At 32.0% G+C, this 13,164-nt stretch carries 13 protein-coding genes; 10 read left to right on the plus strand and 3 right to left on the minus strand.

Features of this window, described 5'->3' with window-relative positions; genetic code table 11:
• Window positions 1–166 precede the first annotated feature (166 nt).
• Window positions 167–787, minus strand: coding sequence for a transcriptional repressor LexA (gene lexA, locus LQ611_RS00005; RefSeq protein WP_025905896.1), 621 nt, complete (start codon window positions 785–787; stop codon window positions 167–169).
• A gap of 144 nt (window positions 788–931) precedes the next feature.
• Between lexA and sosA the strand changes: the two genes are divergently transcribed.
• From sosA to LQ611_RS00035, 6 genes are all read left to right on the plus strand, one after another.
• Complete coding sequence (gene sosA, locus LQ611_RS00010; protein ID WP_107565978.1) at window positions 932–1,141, plus strand: DNA damage-induced cell division inhibitor SosA; 210 nt, start codon at window positions 932–934, stop codon at window positions 1,139–1,141.
• A 77-nt stretch (window positions 1,142–1,218) separates the two neighbouring features.
• The gene (locus tag LQ611_RS00015; RefSeq protein ID WP_025905900.1) at window positions 1,219–1,455 is read left to right on the plus strand and encodes a DUF896 domain-containing protein; all 237 of its coding nucleotides are present in this window, start codon (window positions 1,219–1,221) and stop codon (window positions 1,453–1,455) included.
• 85 nt (window positions 1,456–1,540) lie between these two features.
• The gene (tkt, locus tag LQ611_RS00020) at window positions 1,541–3,529 is read left to right on the plus strand and encodes a transketolase (protein WP_049318962.1); all 1,989 of its coding nucleotides are present in this window, start codon (window positions 1,541–1,543) and stop codon (window positions 3,527–3,529) included.
• 127 nt (window positions 3,530–3,656) lie between these two features.
• Window positions 3,657–3,887: a YneF family protein gene (locus tag LQ611_RS00025; protein ID WP_025905903.1), complete on the plus strand. Its 231-nt coding sequence runs from the start codon at window positions 3,657–3,659 to the stop codon at window positions 3,885–3,887.
• Between the two features lie 185 nt (window positions 3,888–4,072).
• Window positions 4,073–4,759 (plus strand): cytochrome c biogenesis CcdA family protein, encoded by a 687-nt coding sequence (locus tag LQ611_RS00030; RefSeq protein ID WP_078104443.1) that lies wholly within the window; start codon window positions 4,073–4,075, stop codon window positions 4,757–4,759.
• Window positions 4,760–4,797: 38 nt separating this feature from the next.
• The gene (locus LQ611_RS00035) at window positions 4,798–5,268 is read left to right on the plus strand and encodes a CcdC family protein (RefSeq protein ID WP_025905907.1); all 471 of its coding nucleotides are present in this window, start codon (window positions 4,798–4,800) and stop codon (window positions 5,266–5,268) included.
• Between the two features lie 20 nt (window positions 5,269–5,288).
• Here LQ611_RS00035 and LQ611_RS00040 read toward each other — a convergent pair whose 3' ends face one another.
• Window positions 5,289–5,795, minus strand: coding sequence for a DUF2621 family protein (locus LQ611_RS00040; RefSeq protein ID WP_025905909.1), 507 nt, complete (start codon window positions 5,793–5,795; stop codon window positions 5,289–5,291).
• Between the two features lie 75 nt (window positions 5,796–5,870).
• Between LQ611_RS00040 and sbcD the strand changes: the two genes are divergently transcribed.
• The 3 genes from sbcD (at window position 5,871) to LQ611_RS00055 (ending at window position 10,739) form a co-directional block, all read left to right on the plus strand.
• On the plus strand, window positions 5,871–6,998 hold the full coding sequence (sbcD, locus tag LQ611_RS00045) for an exonuclease subunit SbcD (protein WP_025905911.1): 1,128 nt from the start codon (window positions 5,871–5,873) through the stop codon (window positions 6,996–6,998).
• A gap of 1 nt (window position 6,999) precedes the next feature.
• Window positions 7,000–10,023 carry an exonuclease subunit SbcC gene (gene sbcC / locus LQ611_RS00050; RefSeq protein WP_119495297.1) on the plus strand — a complete coding sequence of 1,008 codons (3,024 nt, stop codon included), beginning with the start codon at window positions 7,000–7,002 and terminating at the stop codon, window positions 10,021–10,023.
• A 95-nt stretch (window positions 10,024–10,118) separates the two neighbouring features.
• The gene (locus LQ611_RS00055) at window positions 10,119–10,739 is read left to right on the plus strand and encodes an SCO family protein (RefSeq protein ID WP_103360571.1); all 621 of its coding nucleotides are present in this window, start codon (window positions 10,119–10,121) and stop codon (window positions 10,737–10,739) included.
• Between the two features lie 67 nt (window positions 10,740–10,806).
• Here LQ611_RS00055 and mscL read toward each other — a convergent pair whose 3' ends face one another.
• Window positions 10,807–11,166, minus strand: coding sequence for a large conductance mechanosensitive channel protein MscL (mscL, locus tag LQ611_RS00060; RefSeq protein ID WP_025905918.1), 360 nt, complete (start codon window positions 11,164–11,166; stop codon window positions 10,807–10,809).
• A gap of 200 nt (window positions 11,167–11,366) precedes the next feature.
• On the opposite strand from mscL, the gene LQ611_RS00065 reads away from it, so the two are divergent.
• On the plus strand, window positions 11,367–12,992 hold the full coding sequence (locus LQ611_RS00065; protein WP_103360570.1) for a glycine betaine uptake BCCT transporter: 1,626 nt from the start codon (window positions 11,367–11,369) through the stop codon (window positions 12,990–12,992).
• Window positions 12,993–13,164: the final 172 nt, after the last annotated feature.

The following is a 13,164-nucleotide window of genomic DNA, read 5'->3' on the forward strand; positions in this document are numbered from 1 at the left end:
GGCAATGTGGCTAGTAAAAGAGCCACAAATAGCCTAGATTAAACGTAGTTTAATCATGATTTTAGTGGAAATTATTAATCTATACAAAAAACAAACTGAACTTATAAATTTAAGTTCAGTTTGTCCACAGTCTGAGGAGATGCGTTCGCATCTCCTTTTTGTTATGTTACATTTCTCTAAACAATCCAACAACTTTACCTAATACTGTAACGTTATCTAAATAAATAGGTTCCATTGTACTGTTCTCTGGTTGAAGTCTATAACGCGTTTCTTCTTTGTAAAAACGTTTAACTGTAGCTTCATCATCTTCTGTCATTGCAACTATGATATCACCATTCTCAGCGATTGATTGACTACGTACGATTACTTTATCGCCGTCTAGTATACCAGCTTCGATCATGCTATCACCGACAACATCTAATATAAAGATATTGCTATTATGTGTTGATGTGAAATGTGCTGGTAATGGGAAGTATTCCTCTACATTCTCTACAGCTGTAATAGGTATACCTGCTGTAACTTTACCGATAACTGGAACGTGAATGGTGTTCTCTTGGTTAATGTTCTCTCCAACTGTTTCTGTAATTTCTATTGCTCGTGGTTTAGTTGGATCACGTTTAATATAGCCCTTTTCTTCTAGTCTTGATAAATGACCATGTACTGTAGAGCTTGACGCTAAGCCGACTGCTAAACCAATTTCACGTACGCTAGGCGGATAGCCTTTCGTTTGTACTATATGTTTGATGAATTGATATATTTCAGATTGACGTTTAGTTAATTCTTTCATAGTCGCACGCTCCCAATTAATTATTTAAATTTATTATAGCACATACGTTTCCTTTGAACAAACATTTGTTCGTATTTTTATTGACTACGAACAGTTGTTCTGTTATTATGATAATACAAACAAACGTTCTAGGAGGAATTGAGTATGACAATTACAATTAAGAAGACAGTATTAGTGTATATCGCAGTATTCTTAATGACTCTATTAATTGGATATTTATATTTAGCTCAGTCTAATGATCTTTATAATACAGAACAAACGTACGAAATGACCGATCATCAAATTAAACAACAAAGTGATAATCAACATAACCATATATCTGATTCCAATACATTAGTAGGGTCAATAGATTGAATTTAAACACGAGTAAATCCATTTGGATTTACTCGTGTTTTTTGGTATCTTTTATGTATAAAGAAAGTGGGGATATTATGCTAGATAAAGCAAAAATAGAAAGAATCAATGAATTAGCGAACAAAAAGAAATCTGAAGGTTTAACAGATAGTGAAGCTAAAGAACAAACAAAATTACGTGCTGAGTATTTACAAGCTTTCCGCGGTAATTTTAAAAATACAATAGAGAACACTAAAATCATAGATCCAGAAGGTAATGATGTAACACCTGATAAGGTAAAAGAAATTCAAAAAAATAATAATATAAGAAAGTAAGTATAAATTAAGTAATAATAATTAATTTTTGAAAAAATTTCATGTATAATGAAAAGGGATTACAAGAATAAAGGAGACTACATTTATGTTTAACGAAAAAGATCAACTTGCAGTAGATTCAATCCGTGCTTTAAGTATAGATGCTATTGAAGCAGCTAACTCAGGACATCCTGGTTTACCAATGGGTGCTGCACCTATGGCATATGCATTATGGACTAAGCATTTAAATTTCAATCCACAATCTAAGAACTATTTTAATAGAGACCGTTTTGTTTTATCTGCTGGTCATGGTTCTGCATTACTATATAGTTTATTACACGTTTCAGGTAGTTTAGAACTTGAAGAAGTGAAGAACTTCAGACAATGGGATTCTAAAACACCTGGACATCCAGAATTTAGACATACTGATGGTGTAGAAGTTACAACAGGACCTTTAGGACAAGGTTTTGCTATGAGTGTTGGTATGGCAATGGCTGAAAAACACTTAGCAGGTAAATTTAATAAAGATAAATACGATGTAGTAGATCATTACACATATGTTTTAGCAAGTGATGGTGACTTAATGGAAGGTATTTCTCATGAAGCAGCTTCATTAGCAGGTCACTTAAACCTTGATAAATTAATCACTTTATATGATTCTAATGATATTTCATTAGATGGTGAATTGAATAAAGCATTCTCTGAAAATGTTAAAGAAAGATTCACATCATATGGTTGGAGCTATATCTTAGTTGAAGACGGTAATGACTTAGAAGCTATTGATAAAGCGATTACTGAAGCTAAAACATTAGAAGGTCCAACATTAATCGAAGTTAAAACAGTTATCGGTTATGGTGCGCCTAATAAAGCGGGTACTAATGGCGTGCATGGTGCTCCATTAGGTGAAGAAGAACGTGAATTAGCATTAAAAGCATACGGTTTAGATCCTTCTAAACGCTTTAATGTACCTCAAGAAGTATATGACATCTTCAGTGAAACAATGCTTAAACGTGCAAATGAAGACGAAGCAGCTTGGGAAAAATTAGTTGAAGCATATACAAATGAATATCCTGAATTAGGACAAGCATTTAAACAAGCTATTTCTAATGAATTACCAGTTGATTATGATAAAGAATTACCAGTTTATGAAGCTGGAAATAGCAGTGCAACACGTGCGGATTCAGGTGAAGTGATTCAAGCATTAAGTAAATCAGTACCAGCATTCTTTGGTGGTTCAGCTGACTTAGCATCTTCAAACAAATCAAATGTTAAAGGTGAAGCTGACTTTAGTAGCGAAACTCCAGAAGGACGCAATGTTTGGTTTGGTGTTCGTGAATTCGGTATGGCTGCTGCAGTTAACGGTATGGCAGTTCACGGTGGTGTTAAACCTTATGGTGCAACATTCTTCGTATTCAGTGACTACTTGAAACCAGCTGTTAGACTTTCAGCAATTATGGGTGTACCTTCAACATTTGTATTCACACATGATTCAATTGCTGTCGGTGAAGATGGTCCAACACATGAACCAGTTGAACAATTAGCTGGATTAAGAGCGATTCCTAACTTAAATGTGATCCGTCCTGCAGATGGTAATGAAACAAGAGTAGCATGGAAAGTAGCTTTAGAATCTGAAACAACACCAACAGCTTTAGTGTTAACAAGACAAAACTTAACAGCTTTAGATGTTGAAGAATCAGTATTAGAAGAAGGCGTTCGTAAAGGCGGATATGTTGTATATCGTTCTGAAATCGAACCTGAATACTTATTAATCGCATCTGGTTCTGAAGTTTCATTAGCTGTAGATGCAGCTAAAGATATCGAAGCACAAGGTAAAGGTGTACAAGTTGTATCATTACCTAACTGGCATGCATTTGATCAACAAGATGCTGAATATAAAGCATCAGTATTACCAGCATCAATCACTAAACGTGTAGCAATCGAAATGGCATCTTCTCTAGGTTGGCATAAATATGTTGGCCTTGAAGGTAAAGTCATTACAATTGATACATTCGGTGCAAGTGCGCCTGGTGACTTAGTAGTTGAAAAATACGGATTTACAAAAGAAAATGTATTAAACCAAGTATTAAGCTTCTAAAGAATGTTAAAAAAGCCTCATCCAAGAAACTTGGCTGAGGCTTTTTCATTTTAAACATTAAGTTTCATCTTGATAAAATGTAATGAATTTAGTAAACTTTTATAGGATACAGAAAGTGGGTGAAATAATGGCAACGTGGTTAGCAATATTATTAATCGTCGTGGCATTAATCGGTGGGCTTGCACTTGGATTCTTCCTTGCACGTAAATATATGATGGATTATTTGAAAAAGAATCCACCAATTAACGAAGAAATGTTACGTATGATGATGATGCAAATGGGTCAAAAACCATCTCAAAAGAAAATTAATCAAATGATGACAATGATGAATAAGAATATGGATCAAAAAATTAAATAATCTTATATTAATCATAAGTAAAAATAAAACGTATAACCGTGATATTTTTAAACGAGTCTCAGACGTACACAACAGTCTAAGGCTCGTTTCTTATTTTGTTTAAGTTTTCACTTATTGTTCAAATAAAGGTGTTTTAACTTAATTGTTATTTGATAAAATAGAATATGAGTGAGAGGGGGATCATTGTGGAAATCACAGTATTTGTAGCTTTTGGTGCAGGCATATTAAGTTTCGTATCTCCTTGCGTATTACCCATTTATCCAGCTTTTATTTCTTATATAACAGGCATGAGTTATGACGACATCAAAACTAAAGGACTTAGTCGTAATGCAATCTTACATACGATTATCTTTTTGCTTGGTTTTAGTGTTATATATATGATACTTGGAATGGGTATAGGATATATTTCTGGTATGTTGATTAATTACCAAACGTTAATCAGGCAATTAGGTGCCATTATTATTATTGTATTTGGTCTCATTATATTAGGTGTATTTCAACCACAATTTCTAATGAAAGACCGTAAAATAAATTTCAAGACGAAACCCACAGGTTATATAGGTACTTTTCTTATAGGTATGGCATTTGCTGCAGGATGGACACCTTGTAATGGTCCGATTATTGCAGCGATCGGTACGTTAGCTGCTACTAATTCATCACAAGCATTACTGTATATGTTGTTATATGTATTAGGATTCAGCATTCCATTTTTCGTACTAACATTCTTTATAACTAAATTACAAATTATTAAAAAGTACAATGTTGCTATCATGAAGTTTGGTGGTATAATTATGATAATTATGGGAATATTACTGTTCTTTGATTTATTAACAGAGATCACGATATTCTTCCAATCATTAGGTTTAAATTAAATATTATTGATATTTCGTACTTATAAGGGGTTTTAGATATGTATTTCCTTTTTTCATTTGTAATAGCAGCTTTAATGGGATTGGCAGTTATTGTTGTTAGAATGAAAGCACAAAATTATCCAACGAATGCTAAAAAGATCGTATTACCGCCGTTTTTTATGGCTACAGGTGCATTAATGTATGTTGTACCGTACTTTAGATTAAATGGCAGTGAAATTATAGAAGCAATTTTAGTTGGTTTGTTCTTTTCTCTATTTCTTATCTTTACTTCTAACTTTGAAGTTAAAGGATCAGAAATTTATATGAAACGTTCTAAATTATTTCCGGTTATTTTAATATCGTTATTAATCATTAGATCAGTCGGTAAATTTTTCTTAAGTGATTCAATCGATCCAGGTCAATTAGCAGGTATGTTTTTCTTACTCGCATTTAGTATGATTGTACCTTGGAGAATAGCCATGTATGTAAAATATAAAAAATTAAAAGACCGTATGCCAATTGTAAATTAAAAAAACAACGCACATCTCAATTATTGAGTGTGCGTTGTTTTTGCATTTGAAATTTCTTCTCTATGATCAAAGATAGAAAATTTATTCTTCTCATCATCAGCTAATTCGAACAATTTTAAATATGGTGTATAATCTATATTAAGTTCGGTTAGCTTTTTCTTCATGAATTTGTGATCTCTTTTTGGTGTTGCTACGATATATCCTCTCATGATATGGTCAAGTTCGATTGTTGTGGCATGTTCTTCTAATGCAATTTTAGAGACACGACCACCTATCTTTTCTTTCGCAACATCCCTAAATAATTCTGGAACAGGTGAAACGAGTTCGTTTAATAAACTACGTGCTTCATCATTCCATAATGGTAAAGCTTTATTAATGTAGTAGTCTTGCCAATCAAGTTCACTCATACCATTATCTTTAGGCATACGTTTTAAGAATTTACGAAACATAAAGAATCCACCGATTGCAAGTAACGAAATAAATACGATGCACCATAAAATAATAAAAAATATAAATGCGTTACTCAATGAAATCACTCCTTAGATTTAGTATAAATGAAGCGTTTCAACCTGTCTAATAAATATTATAAAAGGAGCTATAAAATGAAAATTTTACATACTGCTGATTGGCACATTGGTAAAACCATCAATGGTCAATCCTTAATAGAAGATCAAAAGTATATACTTTCAAAATTATTCGATGCAATTAAAGAACATCAGCCAGATATTGTTGTGATTAGCGGTGATTTATATGACTTGCACTATCCTAATAAAGAGGCAATGGTTGTTCTTGAAGATGCACTTTCAACAATCAATTTAGAACTTAACACACCAATAATAGCCATAAGTGGTAATCATGATGGTAAAGAACGTTTAAACTACGGGGAAAGATGGTTCGAAAAAACAGGCTTAAAAATTATAACAGGGTACAATCAGTTGCTTGAACCTATTAAAGTGAATGATGTCAATATATACGTGATGCCTTACTTTACACCTGCTGATATTAGACATGTATTTGAAGTGAAAGATATTCATACACATCAAGAAGCGACTGAATTTATAGTTAATAAAATGAAAGAAGTTATAAATGAAGATGAAACGAATATTTTAATAGGTCATTTATTCGTTGCTGGTGGTGAATCGACAGACTCTGAAAGACCATTATCTATTGGGACTATAGAAACAGTTAGTGCGCAAACCTTTGATATATTCGATGCTGTATTATTAGGGCATTTGCATCACCCATTTGCAATACAGTCTGATTACATATTTTATTCTGGAACACCAATGCAATATTCATTTTCAGAGGCAAACCAAGCTAAAGGATATAGACTATTTGATTTTGGTCATAAATCTTTTAAACAGTCATTTATTCCAATAGAACCTAGAAGAGCATTTCAAGTGATACAAGCAAGCTATGAAGATGTCATACATGAAAAGTTAGACATCAAAAATCGTGAAGACTATTTTCACTTTAAATTATCTGATATGGACCATGTGACAGATCCACTGATGAAGATAAGAAGTATATATCCGAATACACTACAAATATCTAGGCAAGATTATGAAGTTGCAAATGATGAAATAGATGTGGATGTTCATACTTTGACGGATTTAGAAATTATTGAATCGTTTTACGATCATGTAACGGGAGAACCGTTAGAAGGTATAAAAAGAGAGAAAATTATCGCATTGTTAGAAAATGATTTAAATAAGGGGGCACAAGAATAAGATGAGACCTTTATTATTAAAGATGCAATATTTTGGACCATTTATAAATGAGGAAGTTGATTTTACACATTTATCTAAATCACAATTGTTTTTAATATGTGGTAAGACAGGGTCAGGAAAGACGATGATCTTTGATGCGATGGTTTATGCTTTATTTGGTAAGACATCGACAGAATCGCGTGAAGAAGTTGATTTACGAAGCCATTTTGCTGATCCTAAGTTACCTACAAAAGTAGAATTTGAATTCGAAATTAAAAATGAGCAATATAGCGTCGTAAGAACTGTGAAATATATTAAAGAAGGTAATAAAAACCCTACCAATGCCACTGTTGAAGTTTATAAAAAAGTAAATGATAAGTGGTCATTAGAAACCAAAAGCATTAATACAAGTAATGATTATTTAAAAGCATTATTACATATGAATGTTAAGCAGTTTAGACAAATATTGATTCTTCCACAAGGTGAATTCAAACAGTTTCTCGTTTCAAACAGTACAGATAAAAGAAGTATATTAAGAACACTATTCGATAGTAATCGTTTTGAGTCGTTACAAGAACAATTAGAACTAGAAATGAAGAAAGAAATCGCATTAATCGAAAGTCACTATCAAAAAATCACACAGTATATAAATGATATGCATGATTTTGATGATGAAACGTTACAAGAACATAAACAAGTTGAAGGGTATCGTTATGAAGTGATTCAAGATGCATTAACGTCGTATGAAGCGGTAGGACAAGACAAGTTGAAAGAAATAGCAGAATTGAAGGCTAAAAAACAGCAGCATGTAGATGAAATTGAAAATATCTTTGAACGGGAGAAAGCATTAAAAGCAAACTTTGAAACGTTAAAAGTTAAAGAAGCAGAATTAAATCAGTTGAAAAGTGAAGAAAAAGAAATAAATGATTTAAAGAAACAAGTCAAATACTTAAAAAGTGTACAGTCTTTAACATATCAATATGACCAACTTAAAGATAAAGAAACTAATCATACAAATGAATTAAAAAATGATGAAGTACTTCAAAAACAAATAAGTGACAATGCGCGAAAATTAGAAGCAATTGTACAACAAATAAATGATCTGCATAAAGAACATGAACAAATAGAAGAATATAGAGCATTTGTTCAAAATACGAAGCATATAAAAGTAAATATTGAAAAATATATAGAAGCAGAACAAGACATCGTAAAACAACAAGAAAAACAAGTTACTTTAAAAAAGGCAATTGAACAAAATAAGCAAGAAGCGGATGAACTTCATAATAAACTTGAACACATTACTTATGATGAACAAGATGAACAAACACAATTAAAAGAACAAGAAACAATGAAGTTAACATTACAAGGTCTAGAAACAACACAAAAACTGTATGCAGATAAACAAGCATTGGAAGAGAAAGTACAAGCATATAATCGTCAATTAGTAGAATATGAAAATGAAAAAACATCACTCGAACAACAAAACGATGCCGAAAATACATTTGATATATTGAATGTTGAAGATGAAATATTAAAAATTCAAAAGCATGTTCATAAAGGTGAAGATTGTCCTATATGTGGATCGATTATAGAAACAATCAATGGAGATGTTGATTTTGAAAGCTTAAAACAAGAAAAAGCGAAGCAATTAGAAGTTGAACAGCAGTTACAAGTAGTAAATCAACACATTACGACTTATAAAGAAAGAATTAATTTAACGAATGAACAATTGAACAAGCTAAGTGATGTTAAGGATGTGCAAAAGGATATAGCATCATTGAATGAAAGACTTGAACAAATAGTGAGTACTTTAAAAACATATCAAGAGAATCGTCAGCATATTCAACATCTAAAAATAGAAATAAGCGATGCAGAAAAGCAAATGACAGAACACACATTGCAATTAAATGATTTAAATCATAAAGTATCGACATATGAAAATGATTTAGCGTACTTTAATAAAGAGACGGGATATAATGAAGTATCATCATTTGTTGAACGAGTGAATACGGTAGAACAAACATTATCCAAGTTTGATCAAAGTATGAAACAATTGAACGAACAACAAGAACACTATCAAAAAGATAAGCAAACATTACAAATGCAACATGCTACGGTTAAAGAACGTTTATCTATGATTAAAGAACAAATTAAATCTACAAAAGACTATTTAAATACCGAAATGAGCAAACATGACATTTCATCATATGCTCAGTTAGATGAATTGTTGTTACAAGTAGAGGATATTGATCGATTAGAAGAAAGCGTTCAGCAATATGATAAAAAATATATAGAAGTTGAAGCGGTCGTTAAAGAGCTTAGTAAAAAGGTAAAAGATCAAGAAATGCCTGATATCGCTAATACGGAAGAACAATTAATAAGTGCTAAAGATTCTCTGAATAATTTAGTTAAACAATTGAATCAACTGCAATTGAAGGTTGAACAAAATGATCAAAAATCTAAAGCGATTCTTAATGTGATAGATAAGATTAATCAAGACCTTAAAGAACAAGAAGAAATGATTGATTTATCGAGAACTATGAATGGGAAGAATAGCCAGAAATTATCATTGGAAAATTATGTGCTTATTTATTATTTAAATCATATATTAGATAATGCAAATAGACATTTTCTTAAAATGACGAATAATCGCTATCAACTCGTACGTAGAAAAGAAAAGTCACAAGGGTTAAGTGGTTTGGAAATAGAGGTGTTTGATAGATTTTCAAATAGGACGAGACATATTACGTCATTATCAGGTGGGGAAACATTCCAAGCGTCGTTGTCATTAGCAATAGGGTTGTCGAATGTTGTCCAGCAAGAAGCGGGTGCCATTCATTTAGAATCGATGTTTATCGATGAAGGATTTGGTACGTTAGATGCTGAAACTTTAGAAACTGCGCTCGATACACTCGTTAATATACAAATGTCCGGTCGTTTAGTTGGTATTATATCTCACGTATCTGAATTAAAGACGAGAATTCCTACCATATTAAATGTAAACAAGAATGGATTTTTAAGTACAACGGCATTCTCGAATAATTGAATGACACACCAAAGACATAAATAGCTTAAATTATGTATTTAAGTTGTGATTTTTATTTGATATATTTTAACTAACAGAGTTATGGGAGTGTTAGGATGAAAAAGGGAATATTTCTAATATTGGTTGCAAGTATGATGATGATAATGAGTGCATGTAGTAATAATGCGATTGAACCGGACAGTCAATTTGGCAATAAAATGCAGTCATTCAATGTAACTGATCAAAATGGTCATAAATTTTCACAAAAAGATATGAAAGGAAAAGTGTATATCGCTGACTTTATCTTTACGAATTGTGAAACAGTATGCCCTCCAATGACATATAATATGAGTACTGTTATTGATCAACTTGAAAAAGATGGTGTCAAAAATTATGGGGTATTAAGTTTTAGTGTGGATCCAGAAAATGACACACCGAAAAAACTTAAAGATTACGTTAAACAATATAATGTACCAGATAATAAATGGACATTATTAACGAATTACGATTTTAAATTTATTAAACAATACGCACAAGATAACTTTAAATCAATTGTGGCGCCACCACCAAAAGGTAGTACTCAAGTGACACATGGTACAAGTTTCTATTTAATAGATCAGAATGGAAAGATTATTAAATCTTATAGCGGACAGGATGCTGGGGATAAAAAATTCCCTAAATCTGAAATTGTAGCTGATGTTAAGACATTAGTAGAAGAAGGCCCTGTAGAAGATTAATAAAGATATAAAAAAACCATCGATTATTGAACAATCAATAATCGATGGTTTTTTAAATATGTAAAACTTACTTTTCGCGCAAAGCGTCGCGGATTTCTGTAAGTAATACAGTTTGTTCATCAACTTCTTCTTCTTCTTCGCCTTTTTTCATAACAGTATTTGCAATTTTAATGAATACAAATAATGCGAATGCGACGATTAAGAAGTCAATGATAGATTGGATGAATAGACCGTACTTGATACCCATTAATGACCATTTTTCAGCGAAGTCTACTTCTCCAAAAATTAATCCAATAAGTGGCATTATGACGTTCTCAACTAAAGATGTAACAATTTTGTTAAAGGCAGCACCAATAACAACGGCGATTGCTAAATCTAAAACGTTACCTTGCAATGCAAAGTCTTTAAATTCTTTTAATAATGACATATTAAACACCTCCTTATCGAATTTTATCATACATGAATATGGCGCAAAAAGAAATAGTCAATTTGATTTTAGGTGTAATATTTGTTAAAGTGGTGAATGTTGCTGTTTTCATATATCACTTATTTGAAAATATCACGAATAAAATAAGTTAAAACGGGAATACATAATTTAAAGTTTGTTATTTTGAAAGGAGAATTATAATGGCCAATATTCCAACATATCCAAATGGAAGAAAAGTTTCAAATGTTTTTACAATTAGTGCCATCGTTGTTGCAATCATTGTTGCACTTGGTGTTATTTTCCCATCTCAGTTTGGTGAGATAACGGGTAATATCAGTGCATGGATTTCAAAATACTTTGGTTGGTATTACATGATTATTACAATTGGTATGGTATTTTTCTGTGTTTTCATTATATTCAGCCCAATTGGAAAGTTAAAACTCGGTAGACCACATGATAAACCAGAATTCAATACAATTTCTTGGTTTGCAATGTTATTCAGTGCTGGTATGGGTATAGGACTTGTGTTCTATGGTGCAGCTGAACCAATGTCTCATTTTGTTTCGCCACCAAACGCAGACCCTGAAACTAAAGCAGCAATGACTGAATCAATGCGATCTACATTCTTACACTGGGGTTTCCATGCTTGGGCAATCTACGGAGTAGTTGCTTTAGCATTAGCTTATTCTCAATTTAGAAAAGGTGAACCTGGTTTATTATCTAAAACATTAAGACCAATTTTAGGTGATAGAGTTGATGGTCCTATAGGTATCATTATTGATGTGTTATCAGTATTCGCAACTGTAGTAGGGGTTGCCGTATCATTAGGTATGGGTGCTTTACAGATCAATGGTGGATTAGAATATTTATTTGGTGTTCCGAATAATATCGTTGTACAAGGTATCATCATCGTTATCGTAACGATTTTATTCTTAATGAGTGCATGGAGTGGACTTAGTAAAGGTATCCAATATTTAAGTAATTTAAATATTGTTTTAGCTTCACTTTTACTGATTGTTACTTTAATTATCGGTCCAACAATTTTAATATTAAATATGTTCACATCATCAACTGGTGCGTTATTTGATTCATTCTTTTTCAATAGTTTTGATGTAGCACCATTAAATCCTCAAAAGAGTGAATGGTTAAATTCATGGACACTTTATTATTGGGGTTGGTGGATGAGTTGGAGTCCATTCGTAGGTATATTCATTGCCCGCGTTTCTAGAGGACGTTCAATTCGTGAATTTATTTTAGGTGTTATGCTTGTACCAACTATCATTAGCTTTATTTGGTTCAGTGTATTTGGTGTAACAGGTATTGAAGTTGGTAAGTCAACACCAGAAGTATTTAAAATGACAACAGAAACTCAATTGTTTGGTGTATTTAATGAATTACCAATGGGTGCGATTCTGTCAATAATTGCATTAGCACTAATCTGTACATTCTTTATCACTTCTGCAGACTCAGCTACATTCGTTCTAGGTATGCAAACAACTTATGGATCATTAGAACCATCAGGTAGAGTGAAGATTGTATGGGGTGTTGCACAATCACTTATTGCATTCGTACTATTATTATCTGGTGGAGATACTGGATTAAATGCATTACAATCAGCAGCAATTATTTCAGCATTCCCGTTTAGTTTCATTATCATTATGATGATTGTCGCTTTCTATAAAGATGCAAACCAAGAAAGAAAATATCTTGGATTATCGATTACACCGAATAAGCATCGTATGAAAGAATATGTAGAAAAATCTAAACGAGAATATGAACAAGAATTAAAAGAACAACGTCGTTTAGCAAGAGAAATGGAAGATTAATATAAGTGATAGGCTGAGACAAATTGATGTCTCAGCCTATTTTTATATATAGTTGATAATCATTATCAATTAATAACTAAAAATTATGTATATTTGAAAATACATAAGAAAAACTTATAGTATCCTATTATAAACTTGAATGATAAATATATTCATTTTTAAGCGCAATGTA

The sequence above is a fragment of the Mammaliicoccus sp. L-M44 genome, assembly GCF_022386355.1.
GTDB lineage: Bacteria > Bacillota > Bacilli > Staphylococcales > Staphylococcaceae > Mammaliicoccus > Mammaliicoccus sciuri_A.

Bases quoted from the DNA above. Each gene is read 5' to 3' on its own strand.
- lexA (WP_025905896.1), bottom strand. From the start codon at position 787: ATGAAAGAATTAACTAAACGTCAATCTGAAATATATCAATTCATCAAA.
- sosA (WP_107565978.1), top strand. From the start codon at position 932: ATGACAATTACAATTAAGAAGACAGTATTAGTGTATATCGCAGTATTC.
- LQ611_RS00015 (WP_025905900.1), top strand. From the start codon at position 1,219: ATGCTAGATAAAGCAAAAATAGAAAGAATCAATGAATTAGCGAACAAA.
- tkt (WP_049318962.1), top strand. From the start codon at position 1,541: ATGTTTAACGAAAAAGATCAACTTGCAGTAGATTCAATCCGTGCTTTA.
- LQ611_RS00025 (WP_025905903.1), top strand. From the start codon at position 3,657: ATGGCAACGTGGTTAGCAATATTATTAATCGTCGTGGCATTAATCGGT.
- LQ611_RS00035 (WP_025905907.1), top strand. From the start codon at position 4,798: ATGTATTTCCTTTTTTCATTTGTAATAGCAGCTTTAATGGGATTGGCA.
- sbcD (WP_025905911.1), top strand. From the start codon at position 5,871: ATGAAAATTTTACATACTGCTGATTGGCACATTGGTAAAACCATCAAT.
- sbcC (WP_119495297.1), top strand. From the start codon at position 7,000: ATGAGACCTTTATTATTAAAGATGCAATATTTTGGACCATTTATAAAT.
- LQ611_RS00055 (WP_103360571.1), top strand. From the start codon at position 10,119: ATGAAAAAGGGAATATTTCTAATATTGGTTGCAAGTATGATGATGATA.
- mscL (WP_025905918.1), bottom strand. From the start codon at position 11,166: ATGTCATTATTAAAAGAATTTAAAGACTTTGCATTGCAAGGTAACGTT.
- LQ611_RS00065 (WP_103360570.1), top strand. From the start codon at position 11,367: ATGGCCAATATTCCAACATATCCAAATGGAAGAAAAGTTTCAAATGTT.